A 21,948-nucleotide genomic window follows, 5' to 3' on the forward strand; every position below is an offset into this window, starting at 1 on the left:
GCCGCCGGCCGAGCGCGCCATACTGAGCCCATTCGAGGATCAGGCCAACGGTACTCCGGCGGATTGGGGCCGCCGGGATGCCGGCCAAACCAGCCTTGTGCCGGAGGACTGGCGCACGATGAGCTCTGTCAAGCATTGCGCCGTGGGGATTTTATTTCTCACGGTCCTGGGACTTTCTTTCACCTGCGGTGGCGAGCCCTATGTGGGTGCCGACTGCGCGACAACGAACGATTGTCTCTCGGACGGGCAGAGCGTGCCGGGCACGGTCTGCATCGCCGAGCGCTGCGACTGCGCCGAGCCGGGCAAGGTCGTCTGCTGCGCGCGCGGTGAGAGGGAGCCTGACTGCTTTCTCATGTGCCGACCCTGCGACGAGTGCGCGGAGGGGACGGCGGAGTGCTCGGGCGTGGTCGATCCGTCGGAGCGGTGCGAGAGCGACGCGGAGTGCCCGGGGCCGCCGGATCCGCGGTGCGGCGCGGGGCGCTGCGTGGAAGGGAAGTGCGAGCTCGAGATCAAGGCGGGTCGCCTGGCCTCGCAGCTCCGCGGCGACTGCCAGCAGGACGAGTGCACGGAGGAAGGGATCGTGGTCAGCGTGCCGGCGTACGACGTGTACAACGACGGCAACCAGTGCACGAACGATCTCTGCGATTACGACCGGCCGCTGAACGCGCTGTTCGACGGCGTGATCTGCCCGATCTCGGGAGCCGGGAGATGCCATGAGGGGCGGTGCGTGGAGTGCCTCGATGCGGATCCAACGCTGCACTGCGCTCCGGGGCTGGCCTGTGACGGGGTGTTCTGCGTGCCGGCCCACTGCGTCAACATGGTGTTTGATGCCGGCCGTGGAGAGACCGCCCAGGACTGCGGCGGACCGTGCAAGCCGTGCAGGAACGGGGATCCGTGCGACGCCGGGGCGGACTGTCAGTCAGGGGTCTGCGCGATGGCGCACTGCAAGGCGCCGACGTGCAGCGACGGCGCGAAGAACGGCGACGAGACCGGCGTGGACTGCAGCGGGGCGTGTCCCCGGCGCTGCCCTGACGGCGGGGGCTGCGAGTCAGGCGAGGACTGCGTGAGCGGCGTCTGCTGGGCCGGCGCCTGCGAGCCTCCCTCCTGCAAGGACGGCGTGGAGAACGGCGACGAGCTCGGCGTGGACTGCGGCGGCAAGGGGTGCGACGCGGCGTGCCCGGGGTGAGCGGCGGGGCGCGGCATGCGGTGGCTAGGTGAAGGGGGCAGCCTTCTGCGCTCAGCGGACGCGCTGCGGTGCACGACGGTCAGCGGTAGCCCTCATGGCCGAGCGAGCCGTCCATCTTCGAGCAGCACCCAAGGAGCTGAAGCCGAGTACGCGTCGATCCCGCCGACGGGCAGACCTGGCGCATCTGTGAGCCGCTCAAGCCCTTTGTCCAGCAGCCGCTGCCCGCGGTCGGTGAGGCGATACACCTTCGAGAGCATCCGATGACCAGGTGGCTTCGGCCCGGGGGCGCGCTCCACAGCCGCGCTCGAGTCGTGCTTTGCCCACTGGGCGAGGCGATCCTCCACGAACAGGTCACCTGTGCAGGAGCCGAGATCGCGCAAGTCCGATCCCAGGTGTGATCTGTTGCAGTATACCTTCACTGGGGTTTGCCATTCCTCTGATGACAGGATGGCCAGAATGAGCTCGTCGAACCGGCTGAGGCGCAAGGCGCCTCCCGGGCTTCTTCCTGGGAAGAAGCAAGAGAGAAGCCTCCACAAGGGGGCGAGCTCCGGGAATCCCTCGACACCGTGCGCGCAGCTCTCCGCGAACGGCAAGGGGTTCTCATCGACGTAGCTGTCCCAGAGGCGAACGGCACGATCGTAGCGCTCCATCGGCCAAGGGCGAGCCCTGTCGAGACGATCCAGAAGAACGTTGTCGGGGTGGTGCGCTACCGACGCGGAGCAGTCGAACGGCGGTATTCTCGGTGGCTCAGAAAACCTCTTCATCGTGCCGTACACCGGTTCGAGCTCGATGATGAGGACGTCACTGCATGGGATCCCCAGGTGCCGCAACCAGCTACAGGTTCTCCAGAGGTTCACCCGTTCGTGAAGGCTCCCGGATGCCCACAAGATAACGGGTGGTTTCCAGTCAATTTCGGATGAGTAGAGGCGATCCCATTTTTGGCCTGAATCGTCGATGTTCGGGCGATCCTCGCATGAAGAGCACCACGCCTCACGCGTCCGGACATGCTCCAGTGGGTCCCGGCGGCTCGGTCCGATGATAAGGCGTTCGGACGCGCGTACGACGGTTGCCGCACCGAGCTGCACCAGGCGCTCTGTCGCTGGCGAGTCGAAGGTGACGTGCGTTGCGCCCAGGAGGATTGGATGGCTTGTCGCGTTCATCAGAATCCGCACCGAAAGCAGTCGACATACGTGTAAGGTCTGTCTTTTTCGCAATCTTCACGGCAGATGTCGCAAAGGGTCCTGCCCCAATCGATTTCACGCGTGCAACGCCCACCCTTGCCTCTGCATATCTCGTGACTTTCGGCACAATCGTTGGCTGGCGTGCAGCCTGCCATCAGCTCGAATGATTGGCTACCCACCTCTTCGCCTCCGCCTTCGTCGCCGTCCCGGAGGTAGTCCCCCGCTCCTGCTGACCCTGCTGGATATCCAGCGCCCGCGCCACCCGACTCCACGGTGTCACAGGTGTACCGCAAGTCGCACGCCGGCGCGAACACCGTCGCCAGCGCGGCCCACAGCACGAGCGCGCCCGCTTTCTTCAGCCCGTATTCCATGTATCCCTACCAAGCCGCTTCCGATGCGCGAGGCGTTAGCTCACCAGAAGAGCGGGGTCAACCGGTGACAAGGCACACGGCGGAAGGGCTCGGCACCACCGATGCTCGAGGTCGCCGCTGTTGATTTGGTCGAGCTTCTAACCTATCCAGATCGCCGGCGACCATCCTCGAGCGCGAACTCAGAACCCATGCCTTGGGACAGAACGCCGAGGCCGGCGAGATCGAGGGGCACATCGAGCCATGTCGGCGGGCTCTGGGCCGCTGGCGTCCACACGGCTAACGAGCAGCGCGGCGGAGGCGCGCCGCTCTGGCTGACCCTCAGGCGTGCGCGAGCGCCAATGGCCATCATGCATGGTAGACTTCCTGCTTCATGCGTCCATGACACTCCTCCATGAGGGTGGAGCTCAATGATGGATCGCGCGCACGTAGGACTCGGTTTCCTCCGCGATGCGCTTCCAGTCCGATCCGAATAGAGACTGCATGCACCGAAGAGCCAGCGCGTACAGCTCGGGCGACCGCTCACCTCCGGAGAGCGCTGCGGAACCTAGCGCGTGGAGTCGGCGCATCCGCTCGACGTCTCCCACGGTGATCGATGTAGGGCCCTGCAGGCGGCCGTGCACGTGCTCCATCATCGCCCACTCGACCGCGGCCATGGTGTTCTCCCATGCCGAAGGATCCACCTGAAACTCGGCGTCGCCGCGCGCGATCGCGTCGGCAAGGATGCGGATGTAGCCTACTGCGTAGACCTCGGCATCAGCCGCCCAGTCGAGCTGATCCACAAGATCTTCCTGGATAGGTCGGTCATGGTGAGCCATGCACGGAGTCTACTCCTGCCACACGGACCGGTAAGGGCGTCGTGACGCTGCAGCGTCGCGCGGGAGCGCCGACGGGCGCTGCGACGCGGACGCAGCGCCACGCTCCGACGCACCAGCGGCCGGCGAGCTGGCCGAGCCTGGGGGACAGGCCCTATATCCACACCTCGCCGAGCAGCGGCAGCACGCCCATCTTCACATCGCGCGACGCGCGCCCGAGGCGCTCTGCCAGTCGCTCTCCCTGCATCGCGGGGAGCGCGACGGCCGGGCGATCCATGGGCAGAAAGAAGTTGTCCCAGTGCGAGAGGAGCACCGCGCGCGGCGACAGCGCGCGCGCGACCCGCTCGGGTAAGCCGGGCGAGGCGGTCCAGCCGGCCACGCAGAGCAGGAGCAGGTCGGGCTCGCGGCAGTCGAGGCTCGCCTCGACGAGCTCCGCGCTGCCCAGGTGGACGATGAGGCGGCCCGCGACCCGGATCTCCACGGCGAAGACAGCGCCGCACCGGTAGCGCTCGGCCCGGAGCGGGACCTGATCGCAATCGGCGATGTCGCCGGGGAAGGGGACCCGACCGAGCAGCAGGCGGGAGTGGGCGCTCGGGAGAAAGCGCAGCCGGAACGGGCCAACCTCGGCGACGATGGGATCGCCGCCCGGCGCGCGCTCGACGTCGCGCACGCACGCCGCAGGGACGCCGGAGGCGCGGCAGAGCGCCACCGCGGAGCGCGATCCGTACACCGTCGCCCCCGTGCGGAGCGCGATCTCCGGGATGTCGAGCGCATGATCGAAATGGGTGTGGCCGGCGATGATCGCGTCCGCGCGCGGCGCGTGGCGCCCGATCGCGGCCACATCGGGGACGAGCCGGCCGAGCACGCAGCGGCGGAGCGAGGCGCGCGTGAGGTATGGGTCGATGAGCACGACCGCGCCGGCGTGCTCGACGGCGAACCCCGCCGTGCCCAGCCATCGCACCCGGACGACCCCCGCCGGCGCGAGCGACCGCGGAGAGAACGTGTCGGCGATCATCGGCCCGGGCTCGCGCGGCCGGGAGACGCAGTGAGTCCGTGCGGCTCGCTCATCGACATCGTCCTCCGCTCGCGCGCCAGTGTCCGTGTTTCAGGCGACCAAGGCTCGTCCGTTCGGTTACGATTCCGGCTCGTGCCAGACCAAACGCGCGCCGGCAAGCTCGCCGCCCTCGCCGCGCTGTACTTCGCGCAGGGGATCCCCTTCGGCTTCCAGGCGACGGCGCTCCCCGTGTTCCTGCGGGCGAGCGGCGTCTCGCTCTCCGCCGTGGGCTTCTCGGGGGCGCTCGCGCTCCCCTGGGTCGCGAAGGCGCTCTGGGCGCCCCTCGTCGACCGCTTCGGGTGGGAGCGGCTCGGCCGGCGCCGCTCGTGGATCCTGCCGCTCGGGGCGCTGCTCTCGCTCACGTGCGCGGCCGCCGCGTTCGTGCCGCCGTCGCGCCACCTCGGCCCGCTGCTCGCGCTGGTCTTCCTGATGAACCTGCTCGCGGCCACCCAGGACATCGCTGTCGACGGGCTCGCGATCGACCTGCTCGGGCGCGGCGAGCTCGGCCCGGCGAACGCCGCGCAGGTGGTCGGCTACAAGGTCGGCATGCTCGTCGCCGGCGGGCTGCTCGTCTGGGCGAGCGCCTGGATCGGCTGGCGCGGCCAGTTCGGCGCGATGGCCGCGCTCGTCCTCCTCTCGACCCTCGCCTCGCTGGCGCTGCGCGAGCCGCCGTCGAGCGAGGTCGAGGCGCGCGATCGCCGCTCGGTGCGCGAGGTGCTCGCGACGGTGCTGGTCGCCCTGCGGGCGCCGGGTGCGCTCTGGGTCGTCGCGTTCCTCGGGACGTACAAGCTGGGCGAGGCGATGGCCGACATGATGTTCAAGCCGTTCCTCGTCGACGCCGGCTTCCCTCCGCACCGGATCGGCCTCTGGGTGGGCACCTACGGGCTGGTCGCGTCGATCGCCGGCTCGCTCGCGGGAGGCCTCCTGGCGCAGCGGCTGCCGCTGCTCGCCGCCGTCGGCGTGAGCCTGACGCTGCGCTCCGTCGCGATGGCGGGCGAGTGGTACCTCGCCGCGGCGGGCCCGCCCACCGAGGGGGCCGTCATCGCGGTCACCGTGGCCGAGCACCTCTTCGGCGGCGCCGTCACCACGGCGGTGTTCGCCTTCATGATGTCGCGTGTCCGGCGGTCGGTCGGGGCGACGCACTACACGCTGCTCGCGAGCGTCGAGGTGCTCGGGAAGTCGCCCGCCGTGTGGCTGTCGGGCGCGCTCGCCGAGCGGCTCGGCTATGCAGGGCTATTTGCCCTGTGCACGGCGCTCTCGTTCGCCTTCCTCGCCTTCCTCCTGCCGCTGAGAGAGCGGGGTACCGGTGAAGCGCGAGCGTGAGCGCCGCGCGGTGCTCGCCTGTTCTCGACCGTTACCGGGTTGAACATCACTTGATCTCGTAAAACGACGACAAGCAACTAAACCTGGTGCCCCTCGCGCCCTCTGCTACTGCGCGGAGATGGGTCATCCGGACCAGTTCATCAAGCGCACCTTCGCGGAGGAGACGGCGCTCATCACGGGGGGCGCCGTCGAATGGCGCGATCCTCCGGAGATGCGTCTGATCAAGGTGCAGGGAGACGGGCTTCTTTCCGTGCACCGCTCTGACGATTTGCAAACGTTTTGCGAGCCCTGGCCGCAAGTGGGAGGACACGATGAGATCTTGATCGAGCTGAAGATGCCCGGAGACCACGTGGACGTGCTCGCGGCGCAGCGGGCGCTCCTGCGCCGGCAGGTGAGGCAGGTGCAGCGCGTGGAGGAGCGGGAGCCGCGCTGGCTGGGGGAGCAGCCGTTGTGGCTGGTGGCGCCGCACCTGCCCGGGTGGCTGGGGCGCGTGCGCAGGCTGCGGCGCGTCGCGGCCGGGTGTTACGGCGTGGAGCCGTCGCCATTTTCATTTCTGTGGATCGCGGCCAATGAGCTGCCGCTCCGGGATGAGCTCGTGCCCTTCCTGGTGGCCCGCTCAGGACGGCCGCTCGACGAATTTGCCCGGTGGGTGGCAAAACGCCGGCGGGAGGAGTGGGTGAACAACATGGTACAATACACGACGATGTCGACGAAGGTGAGCGAGGAGATCCTGCGTGATTTCGCCAGGTCCGATGACCCCGAGGTTTGCCGCCGCCAGCGGCACATCCTGAAGGTGCTGCTTGAGGAGTTCCCGGATGTGCAGCAACAATTGCTCGAGAAGGGGCTCGAGCAGGGCATCGAGAAGGGGATTGAGCAGGGCATCGAGAAGGGGATTGAGCAGGGCATCGAAAAGGGGCTCGAGAAGGGCATCGAGAAGGGGCTCGAGCAGGGGCGCGCGAAAGGCATCGAGGCGGGTCGCCTCGTCGAGGCGCGCGCGGTGCTCTGCCGGCTGCTCACCCGGAGGCAGCTCGCGCCGAGCGCTGACGAGCTCGCTCGCATCGAGGCGTGCGGCGACCTGGTGACGCTGGAGCGATGGCTGGATCAGTCGCTCACCGCCGAGACAGCCGCCGACGCCCTGCGCTGACGAGCGCGCGCTCGGGTGGAGCCAGCGCTACGCCGCGCGCTCGCTGACAGCTCTCGGGCGCCCCGGACGAAGCGCCCCGCCCGAGCCCCGTGCGCCCCCGCTTCGCCAAGAACCTGACTCCGCGCCCCGGCTTTGATAGCAAGCGGAGCCGCGGTGATCTCGCGCAGGAAGCTCGTCCTCGGTCTCGCCGGCGCCGCCGGCGCCGCCACCCTTCGCCAGGCGCTCTCCCCCAGCCCTCCGCGCGCCGTCGCGGCGCGGCGCGCCCTCAAGCTCCCGATCGCGCCGAGCGGCTGGCCCTTTCCAGGCGCCCGCGTCGTCGCCCCGTCCGCGCTGTTTCCCGCCGACTTCGGGGTTCGCCGCATCTACCTCGACGCGGGCCACGGCGCGCCCGGCAACACGGGCAACCTCTCCTGCTTCTGCGTCGAGGAGCAGGACTTCACGCTCTCCGCGGCGCGCGCGCTCGCCGAGCGGCTCAACGCCACGGGGCGCTTCGATGCGCGCGTGGGCAGGACAGGCGACCGGCCGTTGCCCTACCAGGAGCGCGCCGAGGACGCCGCCCGGTGGCGCGCCGAGGCCTTCGTCAGCCTGCACTCGGACGTGCGCGGCAGGATCGAGACGTGGTCGCCCGCGCCCGGCCGGACCTGCCCGCTCAGCCTCGCCGCGCCGGGGTTCGCCGTGCTCTGGTCCGACGAGGGAGACCCGGCCCTCTGCGCCCTCCGGCTCGCGCTCGCCCGCGCCTTCGCCCGGCGCATGGAGGAGGCCGGCCTCATGCCCTACCGCGGCGCCGCGTACAGCGGCCTGTATGAGCCCGACGCCGCCCAGCCGGGCGTCTTCGTCGACCGGCACCCCCCGGACCAGCGCATCTTCGTGCTGCGCCGCCCCTCGATGCCATCCGTGCTGATCGAGACGCACCACGCGCTCGACGCCCGTGAGGCCGCGCGCTGGACCGAGCCCGCCACCCTCGACGCCTTCGCCGCCGCGGCCTCCGCCGCGCTGGCCGACACGCTCGGCGGTGGCGCCGCGCTGGCCGACACGCTCGGCGGTGGCGCCGCGCCGGCCTCTCAGCCGCCCACCTGAGCCCGCGCTCGCGACCGGGCGGCGCAGCGAGCCCCGCGCGCCCTCAGCGGCGCCGCCATCCCCGGCGCGCCGCCAGGCCGCCATCCCCGGCGCGCCGCCAGGCCGCCATCCCCGGCGCGCCGCCAGGCCGCCATCCCCGGCGCGCCACCAGGCCGCCAGCCCGGCGCGCCACCAGGCCGCCAGCCCCGGCGCGCCTCCAGACCCCTGCCACCGCCGTCCCGCGCCTCTCCTCTCGCCTCAGGAAGCCCGCGCGTGCGGGACCACCTCCGGCGCCTCCAGGCGCATCGGGCGGAGCCGCAAGCAGAGCGCGATCGCCTCGTCGAGCGTGCTCACCAGGTAGAACTCCAGCGAGCTCCGCACGTCCGCCGGCAGATCGTCGAGATCCGCCTCGTTGTCCGCCGGGAGCAGGATCTCGAAGATCCCCGCCCGGTGGGCCCCCAGCACCTTCTCCTTGATGCCCCCGATCGGCAGCACCGTGCCCCGCAGCGTGATCTCCCCGGTCATCGCGATGTCGCTCCGCACCGGCCTGCCCGACAGCGCGCTCACCAGCGCCACCGCCATCGTGAGCCCCGCGCTCGGCCCGTCCTTGGGCACCGCGCCCGCCGGGACATGGATGTGGACGTCGCGCCGCTGCAGCCGATCGAGCGGCACGCCCAGCTCCGCCGCGTGCGCGCGCGCGTAGCTCAGCGCCGCGCGGCCGCTCTCCTTCATGACGTCGCCGAGCTGCCCCGTCAGGACGAACTCGCCCTTGCCCGGCATCACGCTCGCCTCGACGTGCATGATGTCGCCACCGGTCTGCGTGTAATACATGCCTGTCGCGACGCCCGGCTGGTCGTGCTGCAGCCTTCGCTCGGGGCGAATCCTCGCGCGACCGAGCAATTCCTTCACGTCATCGCCGGTGCCCACCACCGCCCGCTCGCTCTCGCCGCCCGCGATCCTGCGCGCGGCCTTCCTCGCCAGGGCGCCGAGGGTCCGTTCCAGCTGCCGGACGCCCGCCTCGCGCGTGTATCCGCAGATGATCTCGCCGAGCGCCGCGCCCATCACGCGCAGCTGATCCTCGCGCAGCCCGCACTCCCGCCGCTGCCGGGGGAGCAGGTACCTCCGGGCGATCTCGTGCTTCTCCTGCTCCGTGTATCCGGCGAACAGCGTGGTCTCCATCCGGTCGAACAGCGGCTGGGGGATCGTCTCCCGGAAGTTCGCCGTGCAGATGAACAGCACCTCGGACAGGTCGAACGGCAGTCCGAGGTAGTGATCCACGAACCCGTCGTTCTGCGCCGGGTCGAGCACCTCGAGCAGCGCCGCGCCAGGATCGCCCTGGAAGGAGACGCCGAGCTTGTCGACCTCGTCGAGGACGATCACGGGGTTCTTCGACCCCACCCGCTTGATCCCCTGGAGGATGCGGCCCGGCATCGCGCCCACGTAGGTGCGGCGGTGGCCGCGGATGTCCGCCTCGTCGCGCGCCCCGCCCAGCGAGACGCGGACGTACTTGCGCCCGAGCGCCCGCGCGATCGACTCCGCGATGGACGTCTTGCCGGTCCCGGGCGGACCGAGGAAGAGCAGGATCGGGCCGCGGGAGATCGCGCGGCTCCTCTCGCCGTCGCCCCGCGCCTGCTCCACGCGGAGCTTCCGGACGGCCAGGAACTCGAGCACCCGGTCCTTCACGTCGCCGAGGCCGTGGTGATCCTCGTCGAGGATCGCCCGCGCCCGATCGAGGTCGACGTGGTCCTCGGTGCGCTGGTTCCAGGGCAGATCGGCCACCCACTCGAGCCACGTCATCAGGACCTGCGCCTCGGGCGATGTCTCCCGTCCCATGCGCCGCAGCCGCGCGAGATCGCGCCGGGCCTCCTGCAGGATCTCCGCCGGCGGGCTGGCCCGCTGGAGCTTGTGCTCCAGACGTGCCGCGATGTTCTCGTCGTCCTCCTCGCCGAGCTCCTTCTGGATCGCGCGCAGCTGCTCGCGCAGGTAGAGCTCCCGCTGCCGCTCGCCGAGCTCCTCCTCGACCGTGGTCCGGATCTTCTCCTGGGTCTCCACGATGCCTATCTGCCGGTAGAGGTGCAGCGCGAGGCTGCGCATCCGCTCTTCCGTCGAGAGGATCTCGAGCAGCGCCTGCTTCTCGGGGGTCGGGAGGTCCAGATAGAAGGCGATGTGGTTCACGAGCTCGGCCGGGCCGAACATGCTGCCGACGAACTGCTTGAGCACGTCGTCCGGCGCGCCGCGGTGACGGCCGTACTCGACGGCGCGCTCGCGCACCTCGCGCGACAGCGCCTCCAGCGCGGCGTCCTCCTCTGGACGGAGCGGGAGGTCGGCGAGCTCGATGACGGGGGCGCGGATGACGCCTTCGACCTCGGTATACCGGGGCGCGGCCGCCCGCCGTTCGCAGCAGAGCACGAGCTGGAGGCCCGACCCGAACCGCTGCACCTGGGTGATGCGGGCGATCACGCCGATCGAGAAGAGCCCGCCCGTTGTGGGCTCCTCGGCGGCGTCGCGCTGGGCGACGGCAAAGATGCGCTTGTCCTCTCCCTCCATCCGGAGGGCGGCCTCCACCGCGCGGAGCGTCTTCAGCCGTCCGACCGTGATCGGCGTCGCGATCCCAGGGAAGAGGACGGTGTCGCGCAACGAGAGCACGGGCAACGATCGGCGCTCGGGCATGGCCGGATCGTCGTGCGAACCTCATGCCACGGAGGACCGTACCGAAAACTCCTTTCGGCGCGGAAGCGTCGAGAATCGTGGTCACGCGCGCGGCGCGATCGATGGTAGGGTCCGCTCCCGATGCCCGCGGACACCTTCACGTTTCAGGCGGACGACGGTCGAGAGCTCTTCGTGTACCGCTGGCTCCCGGACGGGGCGGCGCGCGGCATCTTCCACGTCGCGCACGGCATGTCCGAGCACGCGGGCCGCTACGCGCGCCTCGCGCAGGCGCTCTGCGCCGCCGGGTGGGCCGTCTACGCGAACGACCACCGCGGCCACGGCGGGACGGCGCGCGGGAGCGACGAGCTCGGCTTCTTCGCGAGCCAGGGCGGCTTCCAGCGGGTCGTGCGCGATCTCGCGCAGCTCCTCGATCGCGAGAAGGGCGAGCACCCCGGCCTGCCGGTCGTGCTCTTCGGCCACAGCATGGGCTCCTACCTCGTGCAGGAGTACCTGATCGAGCGCGGCGGCACGCTCCAGGGCGCGGTGCTGTCGGGCTCCTCGGGCAAGCCGAGCGCGCTCGTGAGCGCGGGCCGGCTCGTGGCCCGCGCGGAGCGGCGGCGGCTCGGCGAGCGCGGCAAGAGCCCGATCCTCCAGTCGATGAGCTTCGACGGCTTCAACAAGGTCTTCGCGCCGAACCGCACGACGTGCGACTGGCTCTCTCGCGACCGCGACGAGGTCGACAGGTACATCGCCGATCCCCGCTGCGGCTTCCCCGCGACAGCGTCGCTCTGGGTCGACGTGCTCGACGCGATGGTGGAGATCGCGCGGCCCGAGCGGCAGGCGCGGATCCCGAAGGACCTGCCGCTGTATGTCTTCTCCGGCTCCCGCGACCCGGTCGGCGGGCCGGTCAAGGGCGTCGCGCAGATGCTCGAGGCGTACCGCGCCGCCGGGCTCCGCCGCGTGACGCACCGGTTCTACCCCGGCGGGCGCCACGAGATGCTGAACGAGATCAACCGCGAGGAGGTCGTGCGGGATCTGCTCGCGTGGCTCGACGCGGCGGTGAAGACCGAGGCGGTGGCGCCCGCGCGGCCCGAGCAGCCGAGCGCCGGCGCCGCGTCCGGCTGACGGCGGAGGGCCGGCATGGGCAGCAAGGGGCGGCCGTACCGCACGCTCACGATCGAGGGGTTCGAGGTGCTCGTCGGCCGCGCTGACGAGGACAACGACGCGCTCACGTTCGAGATCGCCGCGCCGCACGACCTCTGGCTGCACGTGGCCGGCGGCACGCCGGGCAGCCACGTGATCGTGCGCAACCCCGAGCGCGGGGAGGTCCCGCGCGAGGTGGTCGAGCGCGCCGCCGCGGCCGCCGCGTGGTACTCGAAGGCGAGGAGCGCCGCGAAGGTGGAAGTCCACGTCTGCCGCGTCGCCGACGTGAGCAAGCCGCGCGGCGCCCCCGCCGGCACGGTGCAGCTCGCGCGGTGGAAGAGCGTGCGCGTCCGGCCGGACCCGGGGCGCGAGCCCGGGTGAGGCTCGCGCCCGGCGCCGGCGTCTCGGCGCTGTCTGGCGCGCGGCCATGCACGCGCCGGCCTCGCCGCGCGCTTCAAGGCCGAGACACGGCGGATCTCGGGGTCGATCCTGCTCTCGCGGCCCCGGGGGCCAGCCCCCCGGGACCGCGGCGCTGGCCTTCACGGCGTGGTGACGTTGATGCTCGTGAGCACCTGGTTCTTCGGGAGCGAGCACGAGACGTGGTACGACGCGAAGTTGCGCTTCATCGACTCGGGGATCGCCACGGATTCCCAGTTGTCCCCCGTGTTGATGTCGAACACGATGGTGCCGAGGGTCGCGCCGTCCCAGTCCACCGCGCTCACGGAGCAAAGGGTCTTTGGCAGCGTGGTGCTCCTGACGTTGACCTCCACGTAACTGATGCTCTTGTCGGTCGTGATGAGCGGGCAGCTCAGGGTGACGGCCTGCAAGGCCTCGGCGCCCACCCCCGGATAGCGGACCCGGCCGGCGTGCTCGGGCTCCTGGGCGCGGCAGATGACGCCGTGATGGTTCTGGATGGCCGCGTCGGCGGCAGGGGCAATGCTGAAGACGGCTCCTGTAAGCGCGAAGAACGTGAGTCTTTTCATGATGGTTGTCCCTTCGTTTGTGTCGTTGGAATGAGCCGCGCGGCCCCGCGAGCGCCCGGGTTGGTCGAGCGCGGGGCGCGGCGGCTCCGCTCGTGACGGGCGCTGACGCGACGGCGATCGGGCGTGGCGGTCATGGGCCTCGTCGATCGGCCCGCGCCCGCGCCCGCGCCGCTCGGGTTCGCCTCGCGCGTCTCCCCGTCGTCGATGCAGGCTTATGCGCGAGGCGCCGCGCGGTTGACATCGCGCGCGCTTTTCTTCATCGCGCGCCCCGGCGACGAGCGCCGCGAGCCGCCGCCTGAGCCGGCTGCTCCACGCCTGCACCGCGGAGGTGCTCATGCCCGTGCGCGCGCAGACCGACGCGATCGGCTCCTCGTCCACGACGAGCGCCTCGAAGAGCTCGAGCCCGAGCGGGCTGAGCTCGGCGCGGATCAGGCCGAGGTGGCGCTCGATCTGGTCGCGGGCGAGGACCGTCGCCTCGGGGTCGTCCGCCGACCGGGCGCCTCCCTCCGGCGCGTCGTCGAGCGGCAGCGCCGCGTCGTCGAGGCGCCGCCGGCAGCCGCGGAACGCCGCCGCCACCCGCTGATCGGCGATGAGGCCGACCCAGTTGGCGAGGCTCAGCCCGCGGGCCGGATCCCAGGCGCGGAGCGCGCGGCTGCCGTCGCGGAGGAGCTCGACGAACACGTCCTGTACGAGGTCGTCCTTGCGGTCGCGCGCGAGGCGAGCGCAGCGCCGGAGCAGCGCCCGGCCGACCCGCGCGTGGATCACCGGCGTGAGCGCGGCGATCACGGCGCGGGTCGACTGGACATCTCCGCCGAGCGCGGAGGTGAGCAGGGAAGTCGATACGTTGGTCTCGGACAAGCAAACCTCCTTGAGGGCCTCCTCTGCGGCAGGGATCGCGAACGCAGCGGGCCGTGGAGCGAGCTGCCCCCGTGCCGGGGAGCGCCGCCGGAGCACGGGGGATGGCCGCCGGCGCGAGCGCGACCCGCTCATCGCCCCGGTACGTCGACGATCGTCGCCAGCGAGCGCTGGACTCCTGCCTGCGAGGGAGCGTTTCGCCACCGGGGTTAGCAGCCGGCGTGCCTGCGCCGGCGCCGCGGGCAGCGCGCGCATTCGCGGGCGTGGCGGGCCCGCCGCGCGCCGTCGTGCAACTCTTGCACGACCGGCCTAGGTAACTCTTACGTGCCGACCGGTAAGTCCTGCATCGTGGCGGCCGGTAAGCCCTGCATCGTGGCGGCCGGTGAGCCCTGCATCCGGCGCGGCGGTTTCAGCGCCTGCGCTTCGCCAGCCCGTAGCGGTTCATCTTCAGCACGAAGGTCCGGAGCGGCACGTGGAGCGCCTCCGCGGCCCTCGTCTGCACGCCGCCCGCCGCGGCGAGCGCCTCGGCGATGCGCGTGCGCTCGAGCTCCCGGACCTCCTCCGCGAGCGGCCGGAACGCGCGGCCAGGGACGTCCGCGGCGGCCGCCGGCGCGGCGGCGGCCGTCGCGGGGGACGCCGGCGTCGCGGCCTCGGGGCGTGGCCCGCCCTGCGGCGCGAGCGGCGCGGGCAGGTGCGCCCGCTCGATGATGCGCGCGCCCACGGTCGCCGCGATGTACTCGATCACGTTCTTCAGCTCTCGCACGTTGCCGGGCCACGCGTAGCTCGTGAGGAGCTCCGTCGCCTCCGTCGACAGCGTCATCTCCTCGCGGCCCGCGCGCGCGCACGCGTCGGCCAGGAACGCCCGCGAGAGCGCGAGGACCTCGCGGGGGCGCTCCCGCAGCGGGGGCAAGATCACCGTGGCCGCGCCGAGGCGGTAGTAGAGGTCCTGCCGGAAGCGGCCCGCCTTGACCTCCGCCTGGAGATCCTTGTGCGTCGCGGCGACCAGCCGGATGTCGACCTCGCGCTCGCGCACGTCGCCCAGCCGGAGGATCTTCCTCGCCTCGATCGCGCGCAGGATCTTCGCCTGCGCGCTCGCCGAGAGATCGCCGATCTCGTCGAGGAAGACCGTCCCGCCGCTCGCGTGCTCCAGGAGGCCCTGCTTCGCCGCCGCGGCGCCGGAGAACGCGCCGCGCTCGTAGCCGAAGAGCTCGCTCTCGACCAGGCTCTCGGGCACCGCGGCGCAGTTCAGCGTGACGAGCGGCCCCTTCGCCCTCGGCGACCACTCGTGCAGCGCGCGCGCCGCGCTCTCCTTGCCGGCGCCCGTCTCGCCCGTCACGAGCACCGGGAGGTCTGTCGCCGCGAGGCGCCGGATCAGATCGAAGACGCGCACCGTGGCCGCGTCGGCGAGCACCGTGCGCTGCCCGCCGATCTCCAGGGTGGTCACCGCCTCGGCGGCGGTCGCCGCCCGGCCGGGCGGCGCGACCTCGGCCGCGGCGCGGGCCGAGGCGACGAGCGTGTCCGCGTCGCACCCGTCCGCCGGCGCCGTGGCCACACCGACCTTCGGCGCCGCGCCCACGGCCTGCACGGCGTCGATGAGCCGCTGCGCCATGTGGCCGGCCGCCGCCGCGTCCGCCTCGGGCAACAGCACGAGGAGCCGGTCGTCCGCCTCGAAGGCCGCGAAGTCCGTCACCGCGAGCTCCCGCTCCAGCGCGCCGGCGATGGCGCCGCGGGCCGCGGCCGCCCCGAGCTGAACGGCCATCACCGTGGCCGGCCGATCGTGGCGCAGCGACCGCTCGATCTCCCCCTCGATCCGCCGCCGCAGCTCCCCGAGGTCGAGGACCTGCCGGCTCCTCGCGGGGCGGGCGCACCGCATCACCACGACGGCGTCGCCGATCGACACGACGTCGCCCGAGCCGAGCGGCCTCGCGCCGTCGACGCGGACGCCGTTGAGCAAGGTGCCGTTCCGGCTGCCGAGGTCCACGAGCTGCGCGCGCCCGTCGAGGAGCACGACCTTCGCGTGCTCGCGCGACGCCGCTGTGTTCCGGAGCCGCACGTCGGCCCCCGGGCCGCGGCCGAGGAGCACCACGCCGCTCCGCGGCAAGGGGAGGATCGATGACGAGCTGCCTTGCACGACGAGCAGGTACGAGCCGCCCGCTTCCGCCCCGCGTGGCGCGTCAGCGGTTCGGGTCGGACCGTAGGACGACGTGGCCTCGCTCATCCGCTCGCCGGCGGACTCTCTCACCCGACCCGAGCCCGCGCAAGCTCGAGGGCGGCCCGTGGACGCGGCGAAGATCGGCGACGGTGAAGCGACAGAGGCGATCTACGCCGCGGGCGTCCGCCGCTGGCGGCAGGAACCCCGGCGCGCGCCATGGTAGGCTCGCCGCTCACCGGGGCGGGTGATGCAGGGCCGTTCGATGCACGAGGAGCTCCCCACCACGGCGCGATTCACGCTCGGCCGCCGCCTCGGCGCCGGCGCGTTCGGCGTCGTGTACGAGGCGCAGGATCTGGAGCGCGGCGTCCGGGTCGCCATGAAGGTCCTCCGCCGCCTCGACGCCGCCGGGCTGTACCGGTTCAAGCGTGAGTTCCGGGCCCTCTCCGAGGTCGTTCACCCGAACCTCGTCGCGCTGCACGAGCTGTTCTCCGAGGGCGACCGGTGGTTCTTCACGATGGACCTCGTCGAGGGGACCGATTTCCTCTCGTTCGTGCGCGGCGCGGCGGAGCTGGACGGAACGCCGGCTGCCTCGCCGTCGGCGCGGCGCGAGCCCGGCGCTCTTTTGGACGAGGGGCGCGACGCCGGACACGCGCCGGCCGCCGAGCCGCGCCGCTGGGGGCCGCTGCGGGGCGCCCTGCTCCAGCTCGCCCAGGGGCTCGTCGCGCTCCACGCGGTCGGCAAGCTCCACCGCGATCTGAAGCCGTCCAACGTGCTCGTGACGCCCGGAGGCCGCGTCGTCATCCTCGATTTCGGCCTGGTCACCGAGCTCAACCCGGGGCCGCTCGACCAGAGCACCGGACAGATGGCCGGGACGCCGGCGTACATGGCGCCAGAGCAGGGCGCGGACGAGCCGCTGTCGCCCGCCTGCGACTGGTACGCGGTGGGCGTCATGCTCCACGAGGCCCTCACCGGCCGGCCGCCGTTCCTCGGCGCGGCGCTCGAGGTCATCATGCAGAAGCACCTCGAGGAGCCGCCCCCGCCGCGCGCGCTGGCGCCGGACATCCCGGCGGACCTCGACCAGCTCTGCGCGGCGCTGCTGCGGCGCCGCGCCGAGGATCGGCCCCCGGCGTCCGAGGTGCTCCGGCGGCTGATGCCGCCGAGCGGCGGCGAGGCCGGCGCGCCTTCCGGCGCCGAGCCGGCGATCGACAGGGCGCCGTTCGTCGGGCGGCGAGCGCACCTCGACGCGCTGCGCGCCGCCTTCGAGCGGGCGAGGGGGGGGTTGGGGGGGAATGAGGGGAAGGCGGGGAGGGCGACCACGCTGCACCTCCGCGGCACCTCGGGCATGGGCAAGACCGCCCTGGTCCGGCGCTTCCTCGACGAACTCGCGAGCCCGCGCGGCGGCGGCGCGGTGATCCTCGAGGGGCGCTGCTACGAGCGCGAGTCCGTCCCGTACAAGGCCGTCGACAGCCTCGTCGACGCGCTCAGCCGCCACCTCGCGCGCCTCCCCAGGGGGGAGGCCGCCGAGCTCCTGCCCCGCGACGTGCACGCGGTCGTGCGCCTCTTCCCCGTGCTCGGGCGGGTCGAGGCGATCGCCTCCGCGCCCCGGCGCGAGCGCGAGCCCCCGGACGCCCAGGAGCTCCGGCGGCGCGGGTTCGCCGCGCTGCGCGAGCTCCTCGGGCGCATGGCGGACCGGCGGCCGCTCGTCCTGTTCATCGATGACCTCCAGTGGGGGGACGCCGACAGCGCCGCGCTCCTCGCCGACCTCCTGCGCGAGCCCGACGCGCCCGCGCTCCTGCTCTTGCTCTGCTACCGGAGCGAGGACGCGGAGAAGAGCGAGCTCCTGGAGCGGCTCCTGCCGCCCGGCGCGAGCGCGGACGACGTGCGCGTCCTCGCCGTCGACGCGCTCGCGCCCGAGGAGGGGCGCGCCCTCGCGCTGGCCCTGCTCGGCGACGGAGACAGGGCCGCCGCGCAGGCCGGCGCGATCGCCGCCGAGGCCGCGGGCAGCCCGTTCTTCGTGCTCGAGCTGTCGCGCGACGTGCGGGCGCGCCCGGCGCCGGAGCCGCCGCGCGGAGGCGGAGGCTCCGGTGAAGACGGGCGCGCTGTCGGCGTGGGAGGCGGCGTGGGAGGCGGCGTGGGAGGCGGCGCGGAAGGCGTTGTCCGGCTCGAGGCGGTGCTCGCGAACCGCCTCCTGCGCCTGCCCGCGGAGGCGAGGCGCCTGCTCGAGGTCGTCGCCGTGTCGGGCAAGCCGCTCGGCCGCCGCGCCGCCCGGGAGGCCGCCGCGCTCACGCCCGAGGAGGAGCAGGCCGCTGTCGCGGCGCTGCGGGCCGGCAACGCGGTGCGCACGCGGGGCCAGCGCGACGAGCAGGAGCTCGAGACGCTCCACGACCGCGTCCGCGAGGCGGTCGTCGCGCAGCTCGGCGCCGCGGAGCTCGCGGACGTCCACCTGCGGCTCGCCGCCGTGCTCGAGTCGTCTGAGTCGTCGGCGCAGGTCGAGCCGGACGTGCTCGCGATGCACTTCCGGCGCGCCGGGCGCATCGACAAGGCGGCCCAGTACGCCGTCCAGGCGGGCGACCGCGCGGCCGCGGCGCTCGCGTTCGACCGCGCCGCGGAGCACTTCGCCGCCGCGCTCCAGGCGGCGCCGGGCGGCGCGGCCGAGGCGCGCGCGCTGCGGGTCAAGCTCGCCCACGCCCTGCGCGACGCCGGCCGCGGGGCGGACGCGGCCCGGGCGTTCGCCGCCGCGGCCGAGGGCGCGCCGCCGCGGGAGAGCCTCGATCTGCGCCGGTGCGCCGCCGAGCAGCTGCTCGTGAGCGGCCACATGGACGAGGGCATGGCCGCGCTCCAGGGCGTGCTCGCCGACGTGGGGATGCGGCTCGTCGAGCCCCGGTGGGCGGCGCTGCTCTCGCTCGCGTTCTGGCGGCTCCGCCTCCGCCTGCACGGGCTCCGCTACGACGAGCGCGACGCGCGCGACCTGCCGGCCGAGACCCTGACGCGCCTCGACGTCTGCTGGTCGGCCGCGGTGGGGCTCGCGATGGCCGACGTGCTCCAGGGCGCGGCGTTCCAGGCGAGGCACCTCTTCCTCGCGCTCCGCGCGGGCGAGCCGTACCGCCTCTCGCGCGCGCTCGCGACCGAGGTCGCGCACCTCGGCACCGACCACATCGAGGGGCGCCGGAAGGCGCACCGGCTCCACGACATGGCGGTGGCGCTCGCGGAGAAGGTCGGCGACCCGTACCTCTTCGCCGTCAACAAGGGCATGCTCGGCATGGTCGAGTGCCTCTCCGGGCGCTGGGCCGAGGGCCTCGCGCTCTGCCAGGAGGCCGAGGACATCCTGCGCGGGCGGTGCTCGGGCGTCGCCTGGGAGCTCGGCACGACCAGCCGGTTCATGATGGTGGCGCACTACCACCGCGGGGAGCTCGACGCGCTGGCGCGCCTCGCGGCGCCGCGCTGCGCCGACGCGGACGCGCGCGGCGACCTCTACGCGGGCAGCTTCTTCCGGGTCGGGCTCACGTACATCGTGCCGCTCGCCGCGGACCGGCCCGAGGCCGCGCGCGACGAGGTGCTGGGCGCCATGGCGCGGTGGCCGCGCCGCTCGTTCGACCACCTCGACTGCCTGGAGACCGTGGCGCTCGGCCGCATCGACCTCTACGCGGGCGAGCCGCTCGCGGCGTGGCGGCGGATCGAGGACCGCTGGCGCAAGATCGCCTGGTCCTTCCTGCCGAGGTTCCAGTACTACCGCGTCCTGCTCCACCACCTGCGCGCGTCGGCGGCGCTGGAGGCCGCCGCGCGCGAGGGCGGCGACGCCCGGCGCTCGCGGGCCCTCCTGCGCGAGGCGGAGCGGGACGCGGAGCGGCTGTCGCGCGAGGGCGCGCCGTGGGTCGATCCGATGGCGGCCTCCCTGCGCGCCGCCGTCGCGGCGCAGCGCGGTCACACGGCGGCGGCGCTGTCGCTGCTGGCGTCGGCCGCCGCGGGGTTCGACGCCCGCGAGATGGCCCTGTTCGCCGCCTGCGCCCGCCGCCGGCGCGGCGAGCTCCTCGGCGGGGAGGAGGGCCGCTCCCTGGTCGGGGCGGCGGACGCCTGGATGGCGGGCCAGGGCATCAGGAACCCTGCCCGGATGGGGAGGATCTTCGCGCCGGGGTTCCGGTGAGGTCGAGCTCGATCTCCACCGCGCGCACCGCGGCCATCCCCGGGCAAGCGCGGAGGGCGGCGAGCAGCGGGCCCTGCCCGGCGCCGTCGGTGCGGCAGGCGAGGATCAGCAGGATCACCGCCGGGTCCGGCGGGGCCATGATCTCCGCGAGCAGCGACGCGCTGTCCGCGTCGCCCCAGTGGGCGTCCTCGATGAGCACGATCACGGGGCGCCGGTCCGAGATCCGCCCGAGCAGGTCGCGCAGCGCGGCCGACGCGCGCTCCCGGAGCCGCGCCTCGCCCTCGTCGCCCGGGCCCCGCGGCGCCTCGCTCACGGCGGGGACGCGCGCGAGCACGGGGAAGACGCGGGCGAGCGAGGCGACGCCGCGGGGCATGAGGGCGGCGGCCTCCGGCCGCGGGATCCGGATGAGGTAGCGGCTGAGCGCGTCGATCGCGCCGTCGAGCGCCCTGTGCGGCACCTGCTCGCGCTCGTGGCAGCGGCCCTCGAAGACGAGCGCGTCGCCGGCCGCCTCGCCGTCGAGAAAGGCGCGCACGAGCGCGCTCTTCCCCGTCCCGGCGGCGCCCTGGACGACGGCCAGGCCGGGCCGCCCCTCGCGCACCGCCGCGAGCGCGCCGTCGAGCGCCTCGAGGTCCTGCTCGCGCGGCGCGGGCGGCGCGCGCGGCGCGGGCGCGCCCGGGCCGTCCTGCTCCGCCCGGGCTGCGCGCCCCGCGTTCCCGGCGCGGGGCGCCGCCGCGAGCCCGTCCGGCGCGCCGAGCCGCCGTAGCACCTCGAGCCCTGAAGGGCGCCGCTCCGGCGACGCGCACAGGAGATCCGCGGCGAGGTCGGCGAGGTCGCCTGGCGCCCACGGCGCGACGTCGCGGAGCGCGGGCGGCGCGGCGCGCTGCTTCTCGGCGAGGACCTCGAGGGCGGTCCCCGTGAAGGGCGGCCTGCCCGCGAGCGCCTCGAAGAGCATCACGCCGAGCGCGTACCAGTCGGCGCTCGGCGTGACGGCCCTGGGCCCCACCTGCTCCGGGGCCATGTAGAGCGGCGTCCCGACGATCTGATCGGCGTCGGTCGCTGTCTGCCCCCCGTGGGTGAGGTGCGTCGCGATGCCGAAATCGAGCACGACCGCGCGCCCCTCGGGCGTGACGAGCACGTTGGACGGCTTGAGGTCGCGGTGGACGAGCTGCGCCTCGTGCACCGCGCGGAGCGCCCGGGCCACCTGGACGAGCGACGACCGCACCCGCCCGAGATCGGCGCGCGCCTCCGGCCAGGCCGCGCCGTGGGCGTCGCTGGCGTGGGGCGGCGCGGGCCAGCGCGCGAGCGCATCCTCCAGCGTGGCCTCGACGTCGATCCCCTGGTCCGGGGGCGCGGTGCTCGCCAGGCTGGCCGACGGGCCCGCGCCGGCCGCGGCGTCCTGCCTGCGCACGTAGGTGAGCCAGTCGGCCCCGCGCACGAGCTCCATGGTGAAGAACCACTCGTCGTCGGTGCCGATGAGGTCGTGGAGCCGGACGAGGTTGTCGTGGGCGATGTCCGCGAGCGCCCGGAACTCCTTCTTGAAGCGGTACAGCGCCGACGCGCTCATGTGCGCGAGCGTCTTCAGGGCGACCCGCTCGCCGCGCTCGCGGTCGAGCGCCTCGTACACGATCCCGAAGCCGCCAGCGCCGAGCCTCCGGAGGATCTGAAAGCGATCGGGGATACGGGGCATGAGGCGGGGTGAGGCTCCGTGCCCGCAGGGTATCACGGTTCACGTTTCCCGCGGCGCGCCGCGCGCCGCGGCCGGACGGACATGGCGCGAGCCGGACGCGACGTGGACGCGACGTGGCGCGCGCTCCGTCCATCGCTCGCCTGCCGTCTCCGCGGCTGATTGACAACGCCCCGGCGGCTCCCGCATCCTGGCCCTCGATCACCCCGAGAGG

14 protein-coding genes are annotated in these 21,948 nt (G+C 73.2%); 7 read left to right on the plus strand and 7 right to left on the minus strand.

Translation table 11 applies throughout. The annotated features are described in order from the left end of the window. The first annotated feature begins 118 nt into the window (after positions 1–118). Positions 119–1,186 carry a hypothetical protein gene (locus WME89_RS07490; protein WP_438008544.1) on the plus strand — a complete coding sequence of 356 codons (1,068 nt, stop codon included), beginning with the start codon at positions 119–121 and terminating at the stop codon, positions 1,184–1,186. A gap of 92 nt (positions 1,187–1,278) precedes the next feature. Here the strand turns inward: WME89_RS07490 and WME89_RS07495 are convergent, their stop codons facing one another. From WME89_RS07495 to WME89_RS07505, 3 genes are all read right to left on the minus strand, one after another. Next, positions 1,279–2,346, minus strand: a complete 1,068-nt coding sequence (locus WME89_RS07495; RefSeq protein WP_438008545.1) for a hypothetical protein — start codon at positions 2,344–2,346, stop codon at positions 1,279–1,281. A 796-nt stretch (positions 2,347–3,142) separates the two neighbouring features. After that, complete coding sequence (locus WME89_RS07500) at positions 3,143–3,517, minus strand: hypothetical protein (RefSeq protein WP_438008546.1); 375 nt, start codon at positions 3,515–3,517, stop codon at positions 3,143–3,145. A gap of 187 nt (positions 3,518–3,704) precedes the next feature. Beyond that, the gene (locus tag WME89_RS07505) at positions 3,705–4,565 is read right to left on the minus strand and encodes an MBL fold metallo-hydrolase (protein WP_438008547.1); all 861 of its coding nucleotides are present in this window, start codon (positions 4,563–4,565) and stop codon (positions 3,705–3,707) included. 132 nt (positions 4,566–4,697) lie between these two features. Between WME89_RS07505 and WME89_RS07510 the strand changes: the two genes are divergently transcribed. The 3 genes from WME89_RS07510 (at position 4,698) to WME89_RS07520 (ending at position 8,148) form a co-directional block, all read left to right on the plus strand. Then, positions 4,698–5,927 (plus strand): MFS transporter, encoded by a 1,230-nt coding sequence (locus WME89_RS07510; RefSeq protein ID WP_438008548.1) that lies wholly within the window; start codon positions 4,698–4,700, stop codon positions 5,925–5,927. A 211-nt stretch (positions 5,928–6,138) separates the two neighbouring features. Further along, entirely contained in the window at positions 6,139–7,071 is a 933-nt protein-coding gene (locus WME89_RS07515) for a hypothetical protein (protein WP_438008549.1), read from the plus strand. A 153-nt stretch (positions 7,072–7,224) separates the two neighbouring features. Further along, the gene (locus WME89_RS07520) at positions 7,225–8,148 is read left to right on the plus strand and encodes an N-acetylmuramoyl-L-alanine amidase family protein (RefSeq protein WP_438008550.1); all 924 of its coding nucleotides are present in this window, start codon (positions 7,225–7,227) and stop codon (positions 8,146–8,148) included. Positions 8,149–8,385: 237 nt separating this feature from the next. Here WME89_RS07520 and lon read toward each other — a convergent pair whose 3' ends face one another. Continuing rightward, a complete protein-coding gene (gene lon, locus WME89_RS07525) occupies positions 8,386–10,797 on the minus strand; it encodes an endopeptidase La (RefSeq protein WP_438008551.1) in 2,412 nt (803 codons plus the stop codon). 120 nt (positions 10,798–10,917) lie between these two features. Between lon and WME89_RS07530 the strand changes: the two genes are divergently transcribed. Further along, positions 10,918–11,901 carry a lysophospholipase gene (locus WME89_RS07530; RefSeq protein WP_438008552.1) on the plus strand — a complete coding sequence of 328 codons (984 nt, stop codon included), beginning with the start codon at positions 10,918–10,920 and terminating at the stop codon, positions 11,899–11,901. Between the two features lie 15 nt (positions 11,902–11,916). After that, positions 11,917–12,300 (plus strand): NFACT RNA binding domain-containing protein, encoded by a 384-nt coding sequence (locus WME89_RS07535; RefSeq protein ID WP_437624414.1) that lies wholly within the window; start codon positions 11,917–11,919, stop codon positions 12,298–12,300. 158 nt (positions 12,301–12,458) lie between these two features. Here the strand turns inward: WME89_RS07535 and WME89_RS07540 are convergent, their stop codons facing one another. Next, positions 12,459–13,760 (minus strand): hypothetical protein, encoded by a 1,302-nt coding sequence (locus WME89_RS07540; protein WP_438008553.1) that lies wholly within the window; start codon positions 13,758–13,760, stop codon positions 12,459–12,461. A gap of 406 nt (positions 13,761–14,166) precedes the next feature. Further along, positions 14,167–15,975, minus strand: a complete 1,809-nt coding sequence (locus tag WME89_RS07545) for a sigma 54-interacting transcriptional regulator (protein WP_438008554.1) — start codon at positions 15,973–15,975, stop codon at positions 14,167–14,169. A gap of 196 nt (positions 15,976–16,171) precedes the next feature. Between WME89_RS07545 and WME89_RS07550 the strand changes: the two genes are divergently transcribed. Next, positions 16,172–20,050 carry a serine/threonine-protein kinase gene (locus WME89_RS07550; protein WP_438008555.1) on the plus strand — a complete coding sequence of 1,293 codons (3,879 nt, stop codon included), beginning with the start codon at positions 16,172–16,174 and terminating at the stop codon, positions 20,048–20,050. Here the strand turns inward: WME89_RS07550 and WME89_RS07555 are convergent. After that, entirely contained in the window at positions 20,001–21,737 is a 1,737-nt protein-coding gene (locus WME89_RS07555) for a protein kinase domain-containing protein (RefSeq protein WP_438008556.1), read from the minus strand. The two genes, WME89_RS07550 and WME89_RS07555, sit on opposite strands and share 50 nt — an antisense overlap. Between the last annotated feature and the right edge of the window lie 211 nt (positions 21,738–21,948).

The sequence above is a fragment of the Sorangium sp. So ce321 genome (genome assembly GCF_051530195.1).
GTDB lineage: Bacteria > Myxococcota_A > Polyangia > Polyangiales > Polyangiaceae > Sorangium.